Origin of the sequence: Agaribacterium sp. ZY112 (assembly GCF_041346925.1) — a bacterium.
Classification (GTDB): Bacteria; Pseudomonadota; Gammaproteobacteria; order Pseudomonadales; family Cellvibrionaceae; genus Agaribacterium.
In genome coordinates this window covers 865,320-887,641 of sequence record NZ_CP166840.1, presented here as the reverse complement: position 1 = coordinate 887,641, position 22,322 = coordinate 865,320, and the positions used below count along the sequence as shown (strand labels likewise).

Sequence of the window (22,322 nt, the reverse complement as noted above, 5' to 3'; positions counted from 1 at the left end):
AACTAACGAGAACGTTTGTGATTTCTGACTCGGTATATTTTTTCGACCGAGCTCATGGTTCGAACTTTACGCATGATATTGGCAAGGTGCAGACGATTCTCAACGCTGATGGTTAAATTAATAACGCTGTGCTCAGCATCGCGTTCATCAACTTGAATACGCTCAATACTGGTTCCTGTACTGGCAAGGCGGGTCGCAAGTGTGGCGATAATTCCACGTTCACTTAGAACTTCTACGCGAATCTCTGCCATAAACTCACCATCAATCGTGTGAGCCCAGTGCGTATCACTGATATTTTCTTTTTTACTGCGTAAGTCTCTAACATTGTTGCAATTGGTGCGATGCACAACAATGCCTTTATCGGCACTTAAGTGGCCAATAATAGGGTCGCCTGGGATAGGGCAGCAGCAGCGAGCGAAACTAATAAGCACGCCGTCGGCTCGATCAATAGTAATTGGCGCACCACCTTCCACTTGAGCTTCAGGAGCTAGAGCTTGAATGGCTGTGGCAGCATTAACTTTACCTAAACCTATTGCTTCAAAAAGGTCATCAACGGTTTCAACATTCGTATGTTGCAAGAGTAGCTGCAGTTGCTCTTCTTTAAGTTCTGCAAAATCATAGTCGGCATGGCTTAAGGCGCGTTCAATCATACGCTTACCAAGCTCAAGGCTTTCCGTGTGGCGCTGATTTTTTAAGTAGTGACGTATAGCGGAGCGAGCTTTTGCAGTAACAACAAAATTTAACCAACTTGGATTAGGCTGGCTGCGTTCACTGGTGATGATTTTAATTTTTTGTCCGCTTTCTAAACGCTGACTAAGTGGCGCAGGTCTGTCATTAATTCGACAAGCGACACAGCTATTACCGACATCGGTATGTACGGCATAGGCAAAGTCGACAGCGGTAGAACCGGTTGGCAACTCAATAATTGCGCCCTTAGGTGTGAAAATATAAACCTCATCTTTAAAGAGATCGATTTTTACATTTTCAACAAATTCTAAAGAGGTATTGGTGTGCTGCTTAATTTCCATTAAGCGTTTGATCCAGCGGTTGGCTCGATCAAAGTTAGCAACGGCAGAGCTGTCTATCTCATTTGCTTTGTAGAGCCAGTGAGCGGCAACCCCGGAGCTTGCGAGCTCATCCATTTCTTTGGTGCGAATTTGCACCTCAATGGGCACACCGTGTTTACCGATAACCACGGTGTGCAAACTTTGATAGCCGTTAACCTTGGGGATGGCAATATAGTCTTTAAATTCCCCAGGAATAGGTTTATATAAATTGTGGATCACACCCAAGGTGCGATAACAGGTATCGATTTCATCAACGATAATGCGAAAAGCAAAGACATCCATGATCTCTTTAAAGCTTTTATGCTTGCTGCGCATCTTTGAATAGATGCTGTACAAGTGCTTTTCGCGGCCTATTACTAAACCTTCTATTTGTTGGCGCTGCAGGCGCTCTTCGAGAGCAAGTTGAATCTTTTCGACAATAGAACGGCGGTTGCCGCGAACTTGATTCAATGAGGCTTGCAGGCGTGCACTGCGCAAAGGGTGCATGGCTTTGAAACACTGATCTTCAAACTCTACTCGCCAGTCATTCATGCCCAGGCGTTGAGCAATCGGGGAATAGATTTCTAAGGTTTCTTTAGCAATGCGGCGCTTTTTTTCTGGGGGCATTACGCCCAGAGTGCGCATATTGTGCAGGCGGTCACCCAACTTAATAACAACAACGCGTAAATCTTTCGCCATGGCTAAGGCCATTTTTTGAAAGTTTTCGGCTTGTTTTTCAGCCTGGGTTTCGTATTCGATTTTGGCGAGTTTACTGACGCCGTCAACCAGATCAGCAACGGTACGACCAAATTGCTGTTGAATGGCATCTTTGCCTATACCGCAGTCTTCAATGACATCGTGCAACATTGCGGCCATCAAGGTTTGATGGTCCATATGAATGCTAGCGAGGATATTGGCGACTTCTAAGGGGTGGGTGATGTAGGCTTCACCGCTGCGCCTAAACTGCCCTAGATGAGCTTGTTCGGCGTAATAATAAGCCCGCTTGACCTTAAGGATCTGAGCGGGCTCAAGATATGAGCTAAGCCCGTGCGCAAAATTATCAATGCTAATCGTGCGATTCGGGGCTTCCATCATATAGATAGCTACTTAGAGTTCTGGAGCAGCAGGCTGCTCGCCTTCAGCGGCGTCCAAATTAAGTAGTTCATCAAAACCTTCATCTTCTGCTTCCGCTTCTGCGAGCACAGCATTGTCGATAAGGCCTTCTTCAATTTCGCGTAGAGCGATAACGGTCGGCTTGTCGTTGTCGACAGGGACCATAGGTTCTTTGCCCATAACCGCGATTTGGCGAGCGCGGCGGCTGCCTAAAAGTACGAGTTCAAAGCGGTTGTCTACGTATTGCAGGCAATCTTCTACAGTAATTCGAGCCATGGTTCTTCCAGATACTTTGCTTAACTTACGAGCCCCGCACAGAGCGTACGAAGCAAAAGGGGATAAATTGTACGAAAACTAACACTCTAGAACAATAGATCTCTAGGCATTCTGGCCTAATGTGGCGCTTTTTTTTAACGAAAAAGCGACTTATATGTCAGCACAGAGTGATTTTAGTAAATCTTGATGGCGGTTTTGCTGTTTTTCTAGCTTCAAGCGCTGGCTGTGAATAATGCAGGCCAGCTCGTTTAGAGCCACATCGAAGTCATCGTTAATGACCAAATAATGAGCCTCGCCGTAATGAGAGCTTTCGCTGACTGCTTCGGCCATGCGTTTGTTAATGGTCTCATCATCATCTTGGCCGCGACCTGTTAAGCGCTCGCGCAAGGCGTCAGTCGAGGGTGGTAAAACAAAAATACTGACGGTAGATGGGTAGGCTTCGCGAACTTGTGCGGCACCTTGCCAGTCGATTTCCAAGATCACATCGTCACCGCCAGCAAGCAAGCGTTCAACAGCTTCTTTGCTTGTGCCGTAATAATTGGAAAACACCTTGGCGTGTTCGAGGAAAGCGTTAGCGGCAATCATCTGCTCAAACTCTTGATGCTCAACAAAATGGTAATTCACAGCATCTTCTTCGCCGGGGCGCATCTTGCGGGTTGTGTGAGAAACACTGACAACCAGCCCCGCTTCTTTGTCGATAAGAGCTTTAAGTAGGGAAGTTTTACCTGCGCCGGAAGGCGCGCTGACGGTATACAAAGTGCCGAGCGTGGAATTAGACATCATTTATAGCTAGAGCGTATGGTTGGCGATACAAGGTGCGTATTGAGCATATGCCCAATGGCGTTGGCCGAAGTTTAAAGCTTTGTGCTTACCTCTGTAAACGCCACCGGTCTAAGTCAAAGAAGGCGAGGCACTTGTTCTAGCTCTAAATCTTAAACAATTTAGGCCCGCATAATGTGCTTTTTGCTTTGAATACTATGAAACGCGAATACAGTATTAGCCCCGAGTTAGCGCAAGCCTGTGGGCTTAAATTAGCACCCATGCCTTCAAGTCGAGGGGGGCTTTCTGGGGCCGAAAAGATCCATACTCACAGCAGCTTACTCAGTTGGCAATTTGATCTAAGCCAGCGCAAAGTGGGTCTGTTTCGCGAGCACATCGTCATCGCAGTTGAAGCGTATAGTCATTTCGCGTTAATACTGCCTTATCAACAAACACTACCAAGCTGGCAGCAGCTGCAAAGTGATTTCCACCAGCTCTGGTGGGATCAGCTCGTACTGCACTTGGGGCGTACCCAATTTGTTAATGAGCAGAGCGATATAGAATTGATTCAACAGCGCTTTGTCGAACAGAAACAGGCCAATTGTTGGTTAAACCACGACGAGCAATTAAGTGAGCAGATAGAGCTGATTAAGCGCTGGATAAACAGTTTCTGTGACAAATTCCGAGTAGATCGCCTAAGTGCCAATCACGTTTGGAATCTACTTGGGCATATTAATATTGAATCTCGCTCAGCGAACAGCGATGAGCAAACACCTATACCCCTCGCCCGATTTTTAGACGATAGCCTCTATCGTTTTGCTCAGGGTTTGGGGGAGGGAGATAAGGCTTTTGCCAATCCGCATAGAAAAGAAGTTGCTTTGACTGTGGTGTGAATTGAATGAAATTCGCCCCTATTTGGACACAATAATGTCCAAATAGGGGCGAATCTACCACTAATGGACATCATAGTGTCCATAGAGCTGAATAATGAAATGTGTCATCAGTTGAACCAGGAGTGGAACAGAGCTCCTAACATCAGTAGGTATAAATAGCTTGGAAAACTATATGTAAGGTTCTGGACATGCATAGTTTTCGGTGAAATTTTTACATATCCAGGCCTATTGCACCGTTCTCGTTGTGCAAAGCTCGAGCAATTAGGGCTAGTGCGGCGTTCAAAAAACTGCCAAAGCGATCGGCAAAATATTTATAACCGTTATGAAAACCTAGTCTAAACATGTGACTTATAGTCCGTAGACTCAAAGGCATCAAAGTCCGGAGTATAAAGCCTAAGAAAATTAAGGGCTTTGTATGGAAGAGCAAATTCTAGAAGACTTTGGGGCTCATTTGAGGTCACTGCGTTTGGCGGCAGGTTTGAGTCAAGAGCAGTTGGCGCTAAAAGCTGGGCTCGATCGTACCTATGTCAGTGGTGTTGAGAGAGGTTTAAGAAACCTCAGCTTATTAAACCTTGTGAAGATAGCTCAAGCTCTTGAGTTAACTCTTCCTGAGCTTGTCGACTTCTCGGAAAATTCGCGTCATGGCTAGGCGCAGTTACTTTTATAGTAGTTTTGAAGAGTTTTTAGCTCTTACTGATGAGCACGTTATCGGGGAAATCACCTCCGTACATCATCAAGAGATTGTGTTTCAGCAGCGAAATGCATGGTTAGAGCAGTGCAGGTTATTGCGTGAGATACTGCCTTTACTTCCTTCTGGCCACCTACACTTTGAATTTTTGATTCCTAGAATGGGGAGGCGTGTTGATGTTGTTCTGTTTATTGAAGCTCATGTTTTTTGTTTGGAGTTTAAAGTTGGCTCGAACGGCTTCAGTGCTGCTGACAGGTATCAAGCCGAGAGTTATGCCCTAGATCTCAAGAGTTTTCATCGCGGTTCTCATGAGCTTCCTATTTTTCCTGTACTGATCTCAACATCTGTAAATAATTCTGGTCGGTCGACTTCATCAATTTTGAAGGATGGAGTCGCAAACTTGCTATGTACGAATGGTGAGGATCTAGCGGAATTTATTCTCAATAGTCTAAAAACTGTAGACGCGCTATCTATTCACCATGATAAATGGCTGAAATCAGCTTACGAACCTACTCCAACTATTATCGAGGCTGCGCAGGCCTTATACGCCGATCACAGCGTTGATGAGATTTCCCGTTCGGAAGCGGGAGCTAGCAATTTGGCTGTTACCTCCGCTGAAATTCGAAAGATCGTTCACCGATGCCGAATAAAAAACAAAAAAGCTATTTGTTTTGTGACTGGGGTTCCCGGTGCCGGTAAAACGCTTGTAGGTTTAGATATAGCGACGCACTCCAAGGATAAGAATGAACTAGGCGTCTATCTTTCAGGAAATGGACCTTTAGTTAAGATTCTTCAAGAAGCGCTGGCGCGAGATAAGAAGTCACGAATTCTAAAGCTGAGAAAAGATGATGCGCTGCGCGAAGCAAAAACTCACGTACAAAACGTGCATCACTTTAGAGATGAATATTTAGGAGAAGATATCGCACCTGCTGATAAGGTGGTTATTTTCGACGAAGCTCAGCGTGCTTGGGATAGGAAAAACACCTCTCAATTTATGCGAACTAAAAAGAATGTAGAGGGTTTTGATCAGTCAGAACCAGAATTCTTAGTTAGCGTAATGGATAGGCATGATAGCTGGTGTGTGATCGTTGCTTTAATTGGCGGCGGTCAGGAGATTAATAAAGGTGAAGCTGGATTATTAGGCTGGGTTGAAGCTTTAAAGCAGTTTGAAGAATGGGAAGTTCATTTCCCTGAGCAGCTGCGCAAAAGTGAATTTTGTGGAACGGTTGTAGAGTTTCCGGAAGAAGAGGGTCGCTGGCTTGCCAAGCCTGAACTGCACCTGAGTACATCAATACGTTCATTTCGATCGAATATTGTTTCTAGCTTTATCCATGAGTTGGTGCATAACAACGCAGTACGAGCAAAAGAGCTCTACGGTTTGTTACAGGATAAATATCCAATTTATGTAACACGAGATCTATCAGCTGCAAAAGCTTGGTTGAATTTCAAAGCTAAGTTAAATGAGAGTAAAGGCATGCTTGCTTGCTCAAGTGCTAAGCGTCTTCGGGCTGAAAACTTTTATTGCCCAGATGGTCTCGACCCAGTGAATTGGTTTTTATGCCCAAGGGGCGATGTGAGGAGTAGCCATGCCTTGGAGGAGGCTGCGAGCGAATTTGATGTGCAAGGTTTGGAGCTAGATTGGACCATCGTTGGTTGGGATGGGGACTATCGCTATAAAAATAACCGCTTTGAGCATTGGGAGTTCAAAGGTTCGAAATGGAATCAGCGACGTAGCGAAGAGAAAAAGATGTACCTGGAGAACGCCTACCGAGTTTTACTTACAAGGGCGCGGCAGGGTTTTGTAATTTTTGTACCGAAGGGTGATGAAAGTGATCTTACTCGGCAGCCAGAATTTTATGATGAAACATACGCTTATCTTCGTTCATGCGGTATTGCTGAGCTAGAGGTAAGTAAGCCCTGAGTATATAGAGCGCTATTTTCTACGTTTGGATTCAAGTACGAAAACTATCTGGTCGTATCAACATCACTAGTCAATGGCGGCCTATGATTTACTTTATGTAAGTCGAGGGCCTAAAAGAGGATCTTCTAACCTACATAGTAAGGCGGCAGTCTTTTAACATTCAGTTTAATTAGACTGCGCCTTTGTTGTTTGGAGAAAGCCATTTATGTCGCAAGGCCTCGAACGGCTTTACTGGCTTCTAAAGTTGATAAATCTATTAGCTCTTTTAATGCTCGTTTCATGAAGCTTTGGCTTAGGCTGTTTGCACTTGCCTGTATCCCCCAGCCTAGCATGTCGGTAATTTTTACCATCAATCTGCGAATCCAAAAACTAATAGGGTGGCTGCTGACGGTGGCGCCGGCAGTTGGCCCTCCGGTATTGTTTCCATCATCCATATCTAGGCCCTTTTTTAAAATGGCGGCGATATTATCCGCTAGGGTGACGGCTCCAATAAATAGACCCTGCAGTTTAGCGAGTGAAAAGCCCACGATCTTTCTAAGTACATAGAATAATGCGGAGCTAATCCACTGCCATGCCTTGGTTGAGCTAGGTTGAACCTGAATGTTAGATTCTAGCCACTGTTGCATTTGTTTTTCCGTTGGCTCATGTACTCCGTTTGGGGCTAGTTTTAGCCATGATTTTCCTTTTGCATTTACGGATTTGATATAGGCCCCCATTTTGTGATCCCAAGGCCAAACCATAGGCTTGGTGTGAATAAAATGGCCTATGGCAAGGAAAGGCGAGTGGCAAAAAGGAAATACCGGTATCATCGGTACCGGATCGCTTTCGTGATAGACACGATATATATTGTTTTTAGATAAGGTGTTTGTGTGTTTTCTAGCGAATAAGTGGGTGGCGGGTCTAGGGGCGCCAAAGGTATAAACTTTGGTCTCTATGCTCTTGTGGAAATGGGCAACCCAATCGGCAGCTAAAGTTGCTATGGCACCGCCAAGGCTGTGTCCTATGCAGTGAACAGTGCGAGGTTTAGAATTACTATTTGATTGAAAGAATTCTTTAATCTGAGGCAACATACTTTTAAAAATATGATTGAAGCCGATATGTACGGGGTTGCCGGTTTCACCAATTTCTAAACCTATGCGGGCATTGCTAACCCAGTCAGCACAATAGTTTGCAGTAGTTGAGCCTCGAAAAATTAAAAATACATCGTCTTTATACTGGCCTGCTCCATGAACACAAGCACCAAAACTATCTCTTGTATTGATAAGCCTTGAGCCGACTTCTGCTTTTAGTTTATTTCCAGTTTTGGTTAAAAAAATATCTTTTTTAAAAAATCGTTCAGCAGTTCGTTCCGATTGAATGGCATATATATCTGTTGCTAATTCGGAAGCTTTAGTTGGTGATAATTCTGTCATTTTTACATCCTTGTAAATTATGTTTAAAAATTTATTAGCTCAGACCATTTACACTTTGTTTCAATAAAGCCAGCACCCTGTCTAGATTCTATGGAATTATCAGTAATGTCACAGGTTATATTAATAGCTTTCTTAGGTGGGTCTCTTTCCTCATAAAGTCCAGGCTCTCGTTTGGCTGCAGACCAAATAGTATGTTTTTCTCCATTGTAAAAAACATCTATAAATTGGCTGACGACAAACTCAGTCATAGGCCCTAGAGTCATCTGATCTTTAATAACTGGCAGGCTGAAGTAGCCTTTGTCATCGGTGTTGTGTTTGAACGTTTTTTCAGCGCCGCCTGGCATAACAATAACAACTTCAATATCTACATTCGCTAAGATTTGACCGTTATTGAATAATGTCCCCTCTAACGGAGACATCAAAACCACTTCTTTTTTTAATGGATTAAACGAGCTCATTGCTATGCATATCCCTGCAAAACCTAAGGCTAAAATAATAAATAAAACAAACTGAAACATGGGTTTTATATAGCTCATGTCGAGGTACTTTCTAAGTGCCGTTGTTTGTATTGTTATTCAATATTCTGAACCTGTTCCCGCATCTGCTCAATCAATACCTTCAAATCCACCGCGCTTTGGGTGATATCACTGGCCATGCTTTTTGAGCTTAAGGTATTGGCTTCGCGGTTGAGTTCTTGCATTAAGAAATCTAAGCGGCGGCCAATGGGTTTGTTGCTTTCAATGGTGCGCTTAACTTCGATGATGTGTGCTTTTAGGCGGTCTAGCTCTTCGGCGACATCGGCTTTTTGGGCAATAAAAACCAGTTCTTGAGTGAGGCGGTCTTGGTCTATATCGACTTTTAAGGCGGCTAGTTTTTCTTCAAGTTTATTTTTGTTGGCTTCTAAAATTTCTGGCATACGCTGTTCAACAATAACAACGTGTTCAGCAATGCCATCGAGTCTTTGCTCTATCAATTTGCCCAGTTCGGCACCTTCACGCTCGCGGTTCTCTACAAGTTTTTGCAGGGTTTGAGAGAAGAGTTCGGCGCTGAGTTTGCTGAGTTCGTCTTTATCAACTTCTTGCGCTTTGATAACTCCAGGCCAGCGAAGGATGTCCATAGGGTTGATATGGCTGCCTTCACCTAGGCGTGAAGCAATTTTCTCTGCTAGGTGTTGAATGTTGTTGGCCAAGCTTTGATTTAAGTCGAGAGCGCTTTGTTCGCTGTTCTCGTACTTAACGTGCATCATCGCTTCGACTTTGCCGCGTGCTAGTTCTTTTTTAAGGGTAGTGCGCAAGTCGCCTTCGATGTTTCTTAGGCTTTCAGGCAGGCGCATAATTGGTTCGAGGTAGCGGTGATTCACGCTTCGAATTTCGCAGGCGATTGTGCCCCAAGGGTAGCTTTGTTCAAGGCGGGCAAAGCCGGTCATACTGCGTGGCATGGCATTTTCTTCTTGTTGTGTGCGTGGGGCTTAGCTTAGCATTTTTTATTCTTGGATTCAGGCGCTGTTCAAGCATCTTGTGCCATAATGCCCGCACTTTTTTAGGAGTTCTTGTTCATGATTCGACCTAGTGGCCGCAGCGCCGATCAGCTTCGCGATATTCGTATTACCCGCAACTTTACTTGCCATGCCGAAGGTTCGGTATTGGTTGAGTTTGGTCAGACTAAAGTAATTTGTACCGCCAGTGTTGAGCAGGGTGTGCCGCGCTTTTTGAAGGGTAAAGGCCAAGGGTGGGTGACCGCCGAATACGGCATGTTGCCTCGTTCAACTGGGTCGCGCATGGGGCGTGAAGCCGCTCGCGGTAAGCAGGGTGGTCGCACCGTTGAGATTCAGCGCCTTATTGGTCGCTCTTTGCGTGCAGCGATAGATCTTGAAGCGCTTGGTGAGAACCAAATTGTGATCGACTGTGACGTGATTCAGGCCGATGGCGGCACACGTACGGCGTCTATTACTGGTGCTAGTGTGGCTTTGGTTGATGCCATTCGTTATATGCAGCGCGAGAAGATGATTTCTGGCGATCCTTTAAAGCGCATGATTGCTTCTGTTTCTGTTGGTATTTACAAAGGTGAGCCGGTGTTAGATCTGGATTACCCAGAGGATAGTGACGCAGATACAGATATGAATATTGTTATGGCGGATGACGGCGGCATTATTGAGATTCAGGGTACGGCTGAGCAAGAGCCTTTTTCAGCTGATGATTTTGCCGGAATGTTTGCCCTCGCCAAGAAAGGTATTCAGGAGCTGAATGAGCTGCAGAAAGCGGCGTTGGCTGAATAATTCTAGTGGAGTTGCTCGGTGCTTTGGCTTGCCGTTATCGGAGCGAGATAAGGCATCAGGGCACGCTCTAGATATCCCTATGCGCTAAGCGGTCGTTCCATACGCCCGATTGCCCTTCAACCTTATCGTGCTCCGATAACTACCCGTGTGCTCTGGACGGAGCTCGTTCTGCTAAGAGGGGGGGGGGAGATGGGGTTTCGATTGGCACTGACTTTGTTGCTGAGCTGGATTTGAGCTTTCAGGGCCATTGGTAGCAGGGATGCTATCGATGAGTCAGCAGGGATGGGTTTACGACGTGCCTTGAAAGCTTAAGCCCGGCTTGGCTCGAAGCATCCATCCCTAGTCGCTTTCATCACTACTCTGCATCTCTTACTACTTTTGACAGTGGGTGCAGTAGACGGTTGCTCTCGCCGAGATCTGCTTCTCCGTTAAAGGTTTGCTGCAAACGACACAGGGCTCGCCCCCTCGTCCATACACTTTGAGCTTCTGTGCAAAGTATCCCGGTTTACCATCCCCGCCAACAAAGTCTTTTAATGTTGTTCCGCCTTGCTTAATGGCCTCAGCCAAGGTCAGTTTTATTTGTTCTACGAGTAGCTCAGCTTTGGCTTTGCTGAGTTTTCCTGCTGGCTTAAGCGGGTGTAGGCCGGCTTTAAAAAGGGCTTCGTTGGCGTAAATATTACCCACACCAACAACGGTTTTGCTGTCCATTAAAAAGCTTTTAAGGGCTTGGCTGCGCTTGCGGCTCTTGTGGTATAGGTAGGCGGCGTCAAACGCGTCTGTGAGCGGCTCAGGGCCGAGGTGTTGGATTAAGGGGTGTTGTGTAACGTCTTCTTCGGTCCAAAGCAGGCAGCCAAAGCGGCGCGGGTCGTTGAGGCGCAGGCACTGTTTGCCAAAGCAGAGGTCGACGTGGTCGTGTTTACCTGATTCGGCCCCGGTTGGCATAACTCTTAAGTTGCCGCTCATGCCAAGGTGAAGCAGGGCAGTGCCGTTATTGAATCGGAACAGCAGGTATTTGCCTCGGCGGCTTAGGTCGAGCAGTTTCTTTCCTTCGATCTTCAAGGTGAGATCGTCAGGCACGGGCCAGCGTAAGTTTGGGTTTCTTACGATCAGCTTGCTGAGTTTCTTGCCCTCACAATACGGGGCGACTCCAGCTTTGGTGGTTTCTACTTCGGGTAATTCAGGCATTGTGATGAAACTTGTAGGGTGGTGATTTCAGTCCGGGTTATTGTCGCAGAATTTGGACGAGCGCCTGTGACAAAACATTTGGAATGTTTTGAACCGCAGTCGCGCCCGCAGGGCCAAGTCCATGGAGGGGCTTGGGTTTACCGGACAGGGAGTCTTGAGTGTGCCTGAAGAGGGTCTTCTCCGCCAATAGCGGATCGAACACAATAAGCCAAAGGGGCATAAATCACAGGCATAAAAAAACCCGGACTAAGCCGGGTTCTTTCGAAAGCTTAAATCAATTACTTGATTTTGCCTTCCTTATAAACAACGTGCTTGCGAACTACAGGATCAAATTTTTTGATCTCGAATTTGCCAGGCATGTTGCGCTTGTTCTTGTCAGTTGTGTAGAAGTGACCAGTACCAGCTGTTGAATTCAAACGGATCTTATCGCGCATGATCTATGCTCCTTAAACTTTTTCGCCGCGAGAGCGCATTTCAGCCAAAACAATATCGATACCTTTCTTATCGATAATGCGAAGACCTTTAGAAGAAACGCGTAGTTTAACAAAACGCTTCTCAGACTCCACCCAAAAACGGTGAGAGTGTAGGTTAGGCAGGAAGCGACGCTTAGTGTGGTTCTTAGCGTGACTTACGTTGTTACCCGTTACCGGACGTTTACCGGTAACTTGACATACTCTAGACATATCAGCCTCTATTTCTAAGGCCTCCCGGAAGGGGCGGCTCAATCAAGTTCATTTGGGTGACCAAATACCGTCAATACGCGCTTAACAGGCCTATCTGGACACCAGTCCGAGGGGTTGGTCAAAAAAGAGGCGCGATTTATACCAGAAAGCTGAGGCCGTGGCAATTTTTTTCGTGTTTATTGGCCATATTTATAATAATCCGCGCTCGGCAAAGCTAAGGCAACTGCCTTCGCCCACAATGATGTGATCGAGGGTGTTGATATCAACTAAGGCGAGAGCCTGTCTTAAACGCTCAGTAATCCGTTGATCGCTTTGGCTTGGTTCGGCGATGCCACTGGGGTGGTTGTGGGCAAAAATAACGGCAGCGCAGTTATGAGCAAGGGCAGCCTTGACGACTTCGCGGGGGTAAACACCTGCGCCATCAATCGTGCCGTTAAATAGCTCTTCGTATTCGATCAGTCGATGCTGGCTGTCTAAGAAAAGCACGGCAAAAACTTCGGAGCACTGATGGCGTAGTTTTGCACTAAGAAAGCGTTTTACGGCCTCGCTTGAATTGAGGCAGTCATCGCGCTGTAAGTGCTCGGCTAAGTGGCGTCGGCTCATTTCAAGCACTGCTTGAAGTTGGCTGTATTTTGCAAGCCCAAGTCCTTTGGCTGAGCAGAAGTCGTTGCGTGAGCTTTCTAATAAGGCGCGCAGGCTGCCAAAACGTAAAAGCAAACTGCGAGCGAGCTCTACGGCGCTTAAGCCTGCGCAGCCGGTGCGTAAAAAGATGGCGAGTAATTCGGCGTCGCTCAGAGCTGTCGCGCCCTGGCTGATGAGTTTTTCGCGCGGCCGCTCGCTGGCGGGCCAGTCTGATATAGCCATATACGATCCTTGTAGTTGGCTTTGATCTGAGTCCTTGCATCGCCCTTGTGATAAGTAAGTGCTAACAACCGAGTGTTAAAAATGATATCTTAAGAGCTGTTTTTTAACCCTAGCACAGTCTTATTTTCTTATGTCTTCGTTGACCAATAAACGCATATTGCTTGGTGTCTGTGGCGGTATTGCGGCGTACAAGAGCGCAGAGTTAATTCGTAAACTGCAAATACGCGGTGCAGATGTCCGTGTTGTCATGACTCCGGCAGCCAAAGCTTTTATTACACCTTTGACCTTACAAGCTCTAAGCGGGCACAGTGTGCGAGACAGCTTATTGGATCCAGATGCCGAAGGTGGTATGGGGCATATTGAACTGGCCCGCTGGGCAGATCTCATCTTAGTTGCACCCGCGACAGCTGACTTTATAAGCAAGTTGGCTATAGGTGAAGGCAGTGACCTGTTAAGTACCCTTTGTTTAGCATCTCCTGCTTTACTCGCTTTAGCTCCTGCGATGAATCAGCAGATGTGGGCAGCGCAAATAACCCAAGAGAATGTGTCCTTGCTAGAGCAGCGTGGGGCCGCGCTATGTGGGCCTGCGGCTGGTGAACAAGCCTGTGGTGATGTGGGGCCTGGTCGAATGCTAGAGCCCGAAGAGCTAGCCGTAAAAGCTGAGGCCTTATTTGAATGCGCCGAGCTGAGTGGTAAAACTGTAGTGATTACCGCAGGGCCGACTCGTGAGCCTATTGATCCTGTGCGTTATATCAGTAATCACAGTTCTGGAAAAATGGGCTATGCCTTAGCTGAAGCGGCAGTAGAAGCAGGTGCCAAAGTGTACTTGATTACCGGCCCTTGCCAGCTTGCAGGGCCTGAGCGTGTGTCTGTGGAGCAAGTGGAAACAGCAGCGCAGATGCATAAGAGTGCCTTAGCTCTGGCAGCCAAGGCCGATGTTTTTATTGGCGCAGCTGCAGTTGCAGATTATCGAATTGCGACACCTGCGAAGGAAAAAATCAAAAAAACCGACAATACTTTAACTTTAGAGCTAACTAAGAACCCTGACATCATCAGCGATGTAGCAAGCTTAGAGCAGAGCCCCTTTGTGGTTGGTTTTGCTGCAGAGACTAACCATGTTGTTGAGCATGCTCGCGAAAAGCGTCTGCGCAAGAATCTGGATTTGATCATCGCCAATGATGTATCGGATCAGAGCATCGGCTTTAATAGCGATGACAATGCGGTGACGCTGATAGCTGAGTCCGGTGAGCAGGTGTTAGGGCGAAGAAACAAGCGCTTGTTAGCTCGTGACATTATCCAGCATATTGCGGCAGTACTAAGTTAAGGGATTATCGTGAAGTTATCGAAAGCAGCTCCCGCGTCCGATAAAGATCAAAAGCCTAAGAAATCAAGCGAGCCCGAGCGCCCAAGCCGAAGGGGGATTCGTATTCGTATACTTGGCCTTATTATAGGTTTGCTTACAGGTCTAGTTGTGGCGGTATTGGTGGCGTGGTTTATCTACCAGTCTCAAGTTGTGCAAGAGCAGCAGCGCCAAATGCAAGAGCTAGCGAAAGTTCAGGCTGAGCTTGCGGTAAGTAGCTTGGAAGACTATTTCAGTTCGCTACAGAAAAAAGTCGAATTTGTTGCCTCCCAATCACTGGTGCGTAGAGCACTACAAGAACAAGATGAGCACGGCTTAAACTCCGCGAAGAGCTTGTTGCAAAAACAGATACCGGATTTACGTTATTCCAACTTTTTACAAGTTGGTGAAGCGGCTATTAATGATGAGCATCAACCACCGATTCGCTACTCAGAATTGGCTATGATTCGTCAGGCGGAGTCGGGAGTGACTCCCGCACCAGAAGCTGTGCGTGTAAATAATGAATGGCTGCTGCACTTTATTGTGCCGGTTATCACCGAGGTCAAGCAGCTTGTTGCTGGAGAGCAGCATTATGAGCAATACGTCGATGGCATTGTTTGGGCTAGTGTCAAAATTGAAACTTTGCCGGCTTTGCTGCAGGGTGAGTTAGGGCAGCAGGGTAAGTTCACACTTGTACAAAATTTTGGTCCTGGCTCGCGTGTAGAGGTAAATAGCTACGGTATAAGTGATATTGATCTCACGCATAAGGCCGTTATTGATGGCACTCATTGGGAGCTTGAGTTTGCTAGCCATTCTAGCCATATTCAAAATACGCATGTTTCCTATAGCTTTATCTTACTGGCCGTTATTGGCGCCTCTTTGCTATCCATTATCTTCTTCTCGCTTATTGGTTTTGTGCTTGGCCGGCAAGTCGAACTAAGCATAAATAGAAAAAGAATGTCTCAGCGAATGCATGGGGCCAGCGCTAGTACTAGTTCAAATTACATTGACCCAATGTATCAAACGGCAAATATATTGGATGTACAGGTAACAGAAGCCGATGAAGCGCTATTGGATATGGGGGATGAAGAAGAACCCGTTGCGACGGCTAAGCATACTCAAACAGAAGAGGTAGAGCTGAGCTTAGATGACGATGTTTTTGAGCTTGATGATGAGCAACAGGCTAAGTTCCCAGCTGAAGTCTTTCGTGCTTATGATATTCGCGGTGTCGCAGAGACTCAGCTAACAAAAGAATTTGTTACCGCCTTGGGCCAAGCTCTAGGTAGTGAGGTACTCGATCTACGCGAAAATACAATTTTAGTGGCTCGCGATGCGCGTTTAACTAGCCCGCAAATAACAGAGTGGTTAGTGCGCGGTATATTAAGTACAGGCTGTCATGTGCTTAATATAGGTACAGTTCCAACCCCTTTACTTTATTTTGCTTTAGCCACAATGGATGAATTTAATTGTGGAGTGATGGTAACGGCTAGCCATAACTCAGCAGCCTATAACGGCTTTAAAGTGGTTCTTAATGGGGTGCCTCGATCTGGAGACGACATTCAGGCCTTGCGTCACCGTATGCTCGACGCGTCGTTTCTACAGGGGCAGGGCCAAGAAAATCATCACGACATCGTTTCGACGTATATCGATACCATTTTCTCCGATGTTGCTTTAGCAGGTGAAATGACCGTTGTGATCGATGCTGGTAATGGTGTTGCGGGTAAAGTCGCACCGCAGTTATTTGAAGAGCTCGGTTGCCGAGTCATACCGCTTTATTGTGATTTAGATGGTAACTTCCCCAACCATGATCCAGATCCTTCGGTAGAAAAAAACCTGCAAGACCTAGTTAAAGAAGTTAAAGACAGCAAGGCCGATATTGGTGTGGCTCTTGATGGTGATGGTGATCGCCTGACGATCGTCAGTCCTCAGGGAGAAATTATATGGGCCGATCGCTTATTGATTTTATTTGCGCGTGATATTTTATCTCGAAGCCCAGGTGAAGATGTTGTATTTGATGTGAAAAGTAGTCGCCACCTTAATGCTGAAATAGCACAAGCTGGTGGCCGACCAATCATGTGGAAAACTGGGCACAGCTTTATGAAGCAAAAAATGCTCGAAACAAGCGCTGTTGTAGGTGCTGAATACAGCGGCCATATTTTTATTAAAGATAGATGGTTTGGTTTTGATGACGGTATGTATGCCGCAGCGCGGCTGTTAGAGTTACTGAGCTTGCAAGGCGAAGATGTTGATGAGGCCTTTGCTAGTGTGCCTAAATCACTCTCAACCCCAGAGCTTCGAATTCCTATGGAAGAGGAGCGCAAGTTTAAATTTATAGAACAGCTACAAAAAGAAGGTGATTTTGCTGATGGCAGGGTCACAACAATCGATGGTTTAAGAGTTGAGTTTGAGCATGGTTGGGCTTTAGTGCGAGCCTCTAATACTGGCCCTGAGTTAACCATGAGATTTGAAGCAGATAATGAAAAACAGCTACACCAACTTAAGGCCTTGCTTGTTGGTGAGTTGAGAAAAATTGATAAAAACATAGAAGTAGATTGGAACCAATAATGCAAATAGCAGAAGATGCCACTCAGGTAGCTGAAGTACTGACCGAAGCCCTGCCTTATATTCAAAAATTCATTGGTAAAACCGTTGTCGTGAAGTTTGGTGGCAATGCGATGACAGATGAAGAGCTGCAAAATAGCTTTGCGCGCGATATTGTTTTAATGAAAACCGTCGGCATGAACCCTATTGTTGTTCATGGTGGTGGCCCCCAGATTGGTAGCTTGTTAAAAAAACTAGATATCAAATCCGAATTTATTGACGGCATGCGTGTAACCGACAGCGAAACCATGGATGTGGTAGAGATGGTATTAGGCGCATCGGTTAATAAGCAAATAGTCAGCTTGATTAACAGTAATGGTGGTCAGGCAATTGGTTTAACGGGTAAAGATGGCAATTTAATTCAAGCTAAAAAATTGCAGTTCCGCCCTAGCTCCCCAGAAATGAAAGCGACAGAAATTGTCGATATTGGTCATGTTGGTGAGGTGCGAACCATTAATCGCTCGGTTATTGACCTACTTGTACAGAGTAACTTTATTCCAGTTATTGCTCCGATTGGGGTTGGTGAAGATGGCGCATCGTATAATATTAATGCAGACTTAGTTGCTGGAAAGGTTGCTGAAGTACTGCAAGCTGAAAAGTTAATGTTGTTAACCAATGTTGCTGGCTTGCAAGATAAAGAAGGTAATGTATTAACGGGCTTAAGCACCCAGCGCGTTGATGAATTAATTGAAGATGGCACGATATACGGTGGTATGTTGCCTAAAATTAGCTGTGCTTTAGATGCTGTTAAGTCCGGTGTTGCAAGCGCACATATAGTTGATGGCCGAGTTCCTCATGCGGTCTTACTAGAAATATTTACAGATACTGGTGTCGGCACCTTAATTAAGCGCCGTTAATAGGCGAGCTTAAGGATTTAAAATGAGTACAGAACAAAAGAAAAATAGGCGGCAGCAAATATTGGAGTCCCTGGCGATTATGCTTGAGGAGAGCCCAGGGGCCCGTATTACTACGGCGGCTTTAGCTAAGCAGGTGGGGGTGTCTGAAGCTGCTCTTTATCGCCACTTTCCTAGCAAGTCTAAAATGTATGAAGGCTTAATTGAGTTTATTGAGCAAACGCTGTTCTCTCAGATTAACTTAATTATTAGCAATGAAGCGAAAGCCCTAGATCGCTGCGAAAAGATCTTATACTTACTATTGGCTTTCTGCGAAAGAAACCCAGGTATTACTCGCTTGTTAACGGGTGATGCCTTAACGGGTGAAACAGAGCGTTTACGCAAGCGTATTAGCCAGTTATTCGATAGGCTTGAAACAGAGCTTAGGCAAGTATTACGAGACGCCGAGCTGCGTGATGGTTTGAAGTTTGGTATGAGCGTGAATGCAACCGTAGCCTTATTACTAAGTGCTGCAGAAGGTCGTATTGCTCAGTTTGTGCGAAGTGAATTTAAGCGTTCGCCAACGGAGCAGTGGCCACATGCATGGCCCTATTTAACGGCGGGCTTGATTGAGGCTTAGATCATAGAGCGTAAGGCTGTACACCGCGGCCTTGCCTTTGACTGACTAGCGTTGTTTTGCAAGCCGCTCTAGCTCGGCTTGCTCTTGTTCTAGTTTTTTCTCAAGCTTAGATCCTTCAATATAAGCTTGTATATCACTATCAAACTTCTTTTCTGTTTCTTTGTATTCTAAATAACGATATTCAAGAATGTCTTTACTGACGGAAAGTTCCTTTTTGCCGTCTTCAATTTGTCTAAGAATTGTATGAGGAACTGAGCGACCTTTGCGTTCAAATTCGGCGGCATTGCGAACAAGGTCATCGTTGTTTGACTCTAAATTACTAATAGTACCGCTTAGGATTTTAATGTTGGTATCGATATTATCGAGACGCCTTTGCTTGGCTCTTTCTATATCACTAACATCACTATAACGGCGCTGTAATTGTTTAAAGGTCTCTAGGGTCTTGCGCTGAGCATCTGCGGCAGCGATCTCGCTTTTGCTCGGTGCGCGTGGAATAACTTCCAATACTTCACCGGCCTTACTAATGACTTCATAGCCTTGCTGAGCGTATTCCGCAGGAATACTGCTATTGATCACAGTTACGCCATTTGCATTTGTATAGCGATAGAGCACAAAGGTATTTTTTTCAGCTGCAAAGCTGCTCAGTGCTGTTGTAGATAGCACTGTCAATGATAGTAAAAAAGCTAATGTTCTATATTTAGCCGGAAATCCCATACTGTTCTCGGTATAGCTTGATTGCTTCGAGTAATTCCTTGTCACCCTTTGCTTCTAAATAGCTAATAATGTCGTTAAGTTTAATAATGCTGACGACAGGTACACCTGTATCCTCTTGGAGTTCCTGAATGGCACTTAGTTCACCTTGCCCTTTTTCTTGCCGGTCTAAGCCTACAACAATCGCTGCCGGTTGTGCGCCGCAGTTTTTAAGGATGTCGAGCACTTCACGAATAGCAGTGCCTGCAGTAATAACATCGTCAATGATTGCTACTTTGCCCTGAACTGGGGCACCAACTAAAGTACCGCCTTCTCCATGTGCTTTAGCCTCTTTACGATTATAGGCAAAGGGTAGGTTGCGTCCATGTTGGTCGGCGAATGCAACAGCCGTGGTACTGACGAGTGGGATGCCTTTGTAAGCCGGGCCAAAAATCAAGTCGAATTCTGCAGCGGAATCGACAAGTGCCTGAGCATAAAAGCGACCAAGCTTGGCAAGTGCTGCGCCTGTTTGAAATTGGCCTGCATTAAAGAAGTAGGGGCTAGTACGTCCTGACTTTAAGGTGAATTGCCCAAATTTTAATACTTCTGCTTCTAGTGCGAGTTCAATAAACTCTTTTTGATAAGCTTTCATGCTGTAAACAAATTCCGATATATGCTGTCTATGTGCGTGGGCGGCGATTATAAGCTTTACTAAAGGGAAGGGCGATGGCTCATTGCCCCTTTAAAGCTTAGCTTTTGCAGCTTAGTTTTCACTAAATAAGGCCTAAGTGAAGAGAAATTAATTTTGCTGGTACAAAAGTGGCAAAATTAATGCATAACAAAGTGCGAAAATAATCAATAAACGATATGATGTCGCGCTTGTAAAACAAGGGGTACTTATGCGAATCATCAGTCTGAGTGTGGACGGCATTCATCAGGCTGCCCAGCGGGGTCTTTATGACTGGCTGGCTACTCAAGATGCGGATGTGATCTGTCTTCAGGACTTAAGGGCTCTGGAGCCCGAGCTCGACCACGATATCTTCCATCCGGATGGCTATTTTGCATATTTTTTCGACTCCGGTGTAAAGCATTACAACGGTGTGGCGATTTATACTCGTCATCAACCTAAAGCCCTTATCTATGGGCTGGGGTTTTCTAGTGGCGTCGATATGGAAGGCCGCTATTTGCAAATCGATTACGAGAACTACTCCATTGGCTCCTTACTCGCTCCAGCAGCGTTTAATGAAATGGAGTCTATGGATGTTAAAGTTCAATTCTTTGACGACTACCAAGTGCTTCTGCATAAAGTGACACGCAAGCGTAGGCATTTTATCCTTTGTGGTAACTGGGCTATGGCTCAAACCAAGAAAGATGTTGAAAATTGGCAGGATAATGTCGGTCGCCCTGGTTTCTTAGGTCACGAGCAACAGTGGATGAATCAGCTATTTAAGCAATTAGGCTATAGCGATGCTTTTCGTCAGGTTGTCCCTGACTCAGGCGAGTACAGTTGGATACCTGAACCGGGCAAGGGCATGCGGATTGATTATCAGGTAGTGAGCCAAAAGTTGGCGCGATCCGTTGAGAATGCGGCTTTTTATAAGACAAAGCGTTTTTCATCTCATTTACCACTTATCGTTGATTACGATATTGAAGACTTAGTCTAAGCAGGAAGATTACTTCCTGCTTAGCGGGTTCTACTTAGCGTGTTTTTAGGCGCTCTAGTGCATCTGCAGCCGCAAGTTGAACCTGTTTAGGCGCTGTGCCGCCTACATGGTCACGAGCTGCGACAGAACCTTCAAGAGTAAGAACATCAAAGACGTCTTCACTGATGACATCACTGAACTGCTGCAGCTCTTCTAAGCTCATCTCGCTTAAGTCTTTATCTTGTTCAATGCCATAAGCAACGCTCTTACCAACTACTTCATGTGAGTCGCGGAAAGGAATGCCTTTGACAACGAGGTAGTCAGCCAAATCTGTCGCGGTGCTAAAACCACGCTTAGCCGCCTCAAACATAACTTCTTTCTTAGGCTCAATAGCTGGGATCATGTCAGCAAAAGCACGCAAACAGTCTTTAACGGTATCGATACAGTCAAATAAAGGCTCTTTGTCTTCTTGGTTGTCTTTGTTGTAAGCCAAAGGCTGGCTTTTCATCAGCGTTAATAGACTGATCAAGTGGCCATTAACACGGCCGGTCTTGCCGCGAACCAATTCAGGTACATCTGGGTTCTTTTTCTGCGGCATGATCGATGAACCGGTACAAAAGCGGTCAGGTAAATCGATAAAGTTAAACTGGGCGGAAGTCCATAGGATTAGCTCTTCTGAAGCGCGGCTTAAGTGAGTCAGTAACACAGAGGCAAAGGCGCAGAACTCAATGGCAAAGTCTCTGTCGCTGACGCTATCTAGAGAGTTGCGAGTTGGATGGTCGAAACCTAACAAGGTCGCTGTGGTTTCACGCTCAATAGGGTAGGTTGTGCCGGCTAGGGCCGCGGCGCCTAAAGGGCTTTGGTTCATGCGTTTGCGACAGTCCATCAAGCGGCTGTAATCGCGCTCAAGCATTTCATTCCATGCCAATAAGTGATGACCAAAAGTTACCGGCTGGGCTGTTTGTAGGTGGGTAAAACCTGGCATGATGACATCGTTGTGGACCATGGCTTGGTTAACCAGACCTAACTGCAAGCGGGTGAGCTCAACAGCAATACGATCAATTTCGTCGCGCAAATAGAGGCGAATGTCGGTGGCTACTTGGTCATTGCGCGAGCGACCGGTATGTAGTTTTTTACCTGTAATGCCAATGCGTTTAGTGAGCTCAGCTTCGATATTCATATGCACGTCTTCGAGAGTAATGCTCCACTCGAATTTACCCGCTTCGATATCGTCGCGAATGGCGTTTAAGCCTTCAATAATCTGCTGCTTTTCATCATCACTCAGTACGCCAACCTCGGCAAGCATGGTGGCGTGGGCAATGGAACCTTGGATATCCTGGAAGTACATGCGCTGATCGAATTGTACCGATGCTGTAAAGCGCTCGACAAAAGAATCAGTGGCTTCGGTAAAGCGGCCACCCCAAGGTTTTACAGAGTTAGTTTCTTCGCTCATAGTTAGGT

At 45.9% G+C, this 22,322-nt stretch carries 22 protein-coding genes; 9 read left to right on the top strand and 13 right to left on the bottom strand.

Going from position 1 to position 22,322, the window contains the following annotated elements:
- Positions 1–2: 2 nt before the first annotated feature.
- The 3 genes from AB1S55_RS03855 to gmk form a co-directional block, all read right to left on the bottom strand.
- A complete protein-coding gene (locus AB1S55_RS03855) occupies positions 3–2,138 on the bottom strand; it encodes a bifunctional (p)ppGpp synthetase/guanosine-3',5'-bis(diphosphate) 3'-pyrophosphohydrolase (protein WP_370981564.1) in 2,136 nt (711 codons plus the stop codon).
- Positions 2,139–2,153: 15 nt separating this feature from the next.
- Positions 2,154–2,435 carry a DNA-directed RNA polymerase subunit omega gene (gene rpoZ, locus AB1S55_RS03850; protein WP_370980471.1) on the bottom strand — a complete coding sequence of 94 codons (282 nt, stop codon included), beginning with the start codon at positions 2,433–2,435 and terminating at the stop codon, positions 2,154–2,156.
- A gap of 150 nt (positions 2,436–2,585) precedes the next feature.
- Complete coding sequence (gene gmk, locus AB1S55_RS03845; protein WP_370981563.1) at positions 2,586–3,215, bottom strand: guanylate kinase; 630 nt, start codon at positions 3,213–3,215, stop codon at positions 2,586–2,588.
- Between the two features lie 197 nt (positions 3,216–3,412).
- Between gmk and AB1S55_RS03840 the strand changes: the two genes are divergently transcribed.
- From AB1S55_RS03840 to AB1S55_RS03830, 3 genes are all read left to right on the top strand, one after another.
- The gene (locus tag AB1S55_RS03840) at positions 3,413–4,087 is read left to right on the top strand and encodes a hypothetical protein (RefSeq protein WP_370980470.1); all 675 of its coding nucleotides are present in this window, start codon (positions 3,413–3,415) and stop codon (positions 4,085–4,087) included.
- Between the two features lie 415 nt (positions 4,088–4,502).
- Positions 4,503–4,736: a helix-turn-helix domain-containing protein gene (locus tag AB1S55_RS03835; RefSeq protein ID WP_370980469.1), complete on the top strand. Its 234-nt coding sequence runs from the start codon at positions 4,503–4,505 to the stop codon at positions 4,734–4,736.
- Positions 4,729–6,696 (top strand): DUF2075 domain-containing protein, encoded by a 1,968-nt coding sequence (locus AB1S55_RS03830; protein ID WP_370980468.1) that lies wholly within the window; start codon positions 4,729–4,731, stop codon positions 6,694–6,696. The genes AB1S55_RS03835 and AB1S55_RS03830 overlap by 8 nt, the downstream gene beginning before the upstream one ends.
- A 203-nt stretch (positions 6,697–6,899) precedes the next feature.
- Here the strand turns inward: AB1S55_RS03830 and AB1S55_RS03825 are convergent, their stop codons facing one another.
- The 3 genes from AB1S55_RS03825 to AB1S55_RS03815 are packed head-to-tail and all read right to left on the bottom strand — an operon-like array spanning position 6,900 to position 9,546.
- The gene (locus AB1S55_RS03825; RefSeq protein ID WP_370980467.1) at positions 6,900–8,108 is read right to left on the bottom strand and encodes a lipase family protein; all 1,209 of its coding nucleotides are present in this window, start codon (positions 8,106–8,108) and stop codon (positions 6,900–6,902) included.
- Positions 8,109–8,131: 23 nt separating this feature from the next.
- Positions 8,132–8,644, bottom strand: a complete 513-nt coding sequence (locus AB1S55_RS03820) for a DUF6795 domain-containing protein (RefSeq protein WP_370980466.1) — start codon at positions 8,642–8,644, stop codon at positions 8,132–8,134.
- A 35-nt stretch (positions 8,645–8,679) separates the two neighbouring features.
- Positions 8,680–9,546, bottom strand: coding sequence for a YicC/YloC family endoribonuclease (locus tag AB1S55_RS03815; RefSeq protein ID WP_370980465.1), 867 nt, complete (start codon positions 9,544–9,546; stop codon positions 8,680–8,682).
- A gap of 117 nt (positions 9,547–9,663) precedes the next feature.
- Between AB1S55_RS03815 and rph the strand changes: the two genes are divergently transcribed.
- Positions 9,664–10,383, top strand: a complete 720-nt coding sequence (rph, locus tag AB1S55_RS03810) for a ribonuclease PH (RefSeq protein WP_370980464.1) — start codon at positions 9,664–9,666, stop codon at positions 10,381–10,383.
- Between the two features lie 372 nt (positions 10,384–10,755).
- Here the strand turns inward: rph and mutM are convergent, their stop codons facing one another.
- From mutM to radC, 4 genes are all read right to left on the bottom strand, one after another.
- On the bottom strand, positions 10,756–11,568 hold the full coding sequence (mutM, locus tag AB1S55_RS03805; protein WP_370980463.1) for a bifunctional DNA-formamidopyrimidine glycosylase/DNA-(apurinic or apyrimidinic site) lyase: 813 nt from the start codon (positions 11,566–11,568) through the stop codon (positions 10,756–10,758).
- A 278-nt stretch (positions 11,569–11,846) separates the two neighbouring features.
- On the bottom strand, positions 11,847–12,002 hold the full coding sequence (gene rpmG, locus AB1S55_RS03800; protein WP_096086719.1) for a 50S ribosomal protein L33: 156 nt from the start codon (positions 12,000–12,002) through the stop codon (positions 11,847–11,849).
- A 12-nt stretch (positions 12,003–12,014) separates the two neighbouring features.
- Positions 12,015–12,251 carry a 50S ribosomal protein L28 gene (gene rpmB / locus AB1S55_RS03795; protein ID WP_370980462.1) on the bottom strand — a complete coding sequence of 79 codons (237 nt, stop codon included), beginning with the start codon at positions 12,249–12,251 and terminating at the stop codon, positions 12,015–12,017.
- 189 nt (positions 12,252–12,440) lie between these two features.
- Complete coding sequence (radC, locus tag AB1S55_RS03790) at positions 12,441–13,115, bottom strand: DNA repair protein RadC (protein ID WP_370980461.1); 675 nt, start codon at positions 13,113–13,115, stop codon at positions 12,441–12,443.
- 130 nt (positions 13,116–13,245) lie between these two features.
- Between radC and coaBC the strand changes: the two genes are divergently transcribed.
- Genes coaBC through slmA form a run of 4 tightly spaced genes read left to right on the top strand, consistent with a single transcriptional unit; the run spans position 13,246 to position 18,528 of the window.
- Positions 13,246–14,439, top strand: coding sequence for a bifunctional phosphopantothenoylcysteine decarboxylase/phosphopantothenate--cysteine ligase CoaBC (gene coaBC, locus AB1S55_RS03785; protein WP_370980460.1), 1,194 nt, complete (start codon positions 13,246–13,248; stop codon positions 14,437–14,439).
- 9 nt (positions 14,440–14,448) lie between these two features.
- The gene (locus AB1S55_RS03780) at positions 14,449–17,019 is read left to right on the top strand and encodes a phosphomannomutase/phosphoglucomutase (RefSeq protein ID WP_370980459.1); all 2,571 of its coding nucleotides are present in this window, start codon (positions 14,449–14,451) and stop codon (positions 17,017–17,019) included.
- Positions 17,019–17,912, top strand: coding sequence for an acetylglutamate kinase (argB, locus tag AB1S55_RS03775; RefSeq protein WP_370980458.1), 894 nt, complete (start codon positions 17,019–17,021; stop codon positions 17,910–17,912). The genes AB1S55_RS03780 and argB overlap by 1 nt, the downstream gene beginning before the upstream one ends.
- 22 nt (positions 17,913–17,934) lie before the next feature.
- Positions 17,935–18,528, top strand: a complete 594-nt coding sequence (slmA, locus tag AB1S55_RS03770) for a nucleoid occlusion factor SlmA (protein WP_370980457.1) — start codon at positions 17,935–17,937, stop codon at positions 18,526–18,528.
- 45 nt (positions 18,529–18,573) lie between these two features.
- Here the strand turns inward: slmA and AB1S55_RS03765 are convergent, their stop codons facing one another.
- Both AB1S55_RS03765 and pyrE read right to left on the bottom strand, forming a co-directional pair.
- Complete coding sequence (locus tag AB1S55_RS03765; protein WP_370980456.1) at positions 18,574–19,104, bottom strand: hypothetical protein; 531 nt, start codon at positions 19,102–19,104, stop codon at positions 18,574–18,576.
- Positions 19,105–19,225: 121 nt separating this feature from the next.
- Entirely contained in the window at positions 19,226–19,870 is a 645-nt protein-coding gene (gene pyrE / locus AB1S55_RS03760; protein WP_370980455.1) for an orotate phosphoribosyltransferase, read from the bottom strand.
- A gap of 247 nt (positions 19,871–20,117) precedes the next feature.
- Here pyrE and AB1S55_RS03755 point away from each other — a divergent pair, with 247 nt between their 5' ends.
- Positions 20,118–20,882 carry an exodeoxyribonuclease III gene (locus AB1S55_RS03755; protein WP_370980454.1) on the top strand — a complete coding sequence of 255 codons (765 nt, stop codon included), beginning with the start codon at positions 20,118–20,120 and terminating at the stop codon, positions 20,880–20,882.
- Between the two features lie 34 nt (positions 20,883–20,916).
- On the opposite strand, the gene argH is transcribed toward AB1S55_RS03755, so the two are convergent.
- Positions 20,917–22,314 (bottom strand): argininosuccinate lyase, encoded by a 1,398-nt coding sequence (gene argH, locus AB1S55_RS03750; protein WP_370980453.1) that lies wholly within the window; start codon positions 22,312–22,314, stop codon positions 20,917–20,919.
- Positions 22,315–22,322 lie beyond the last annotated feature (8 nt).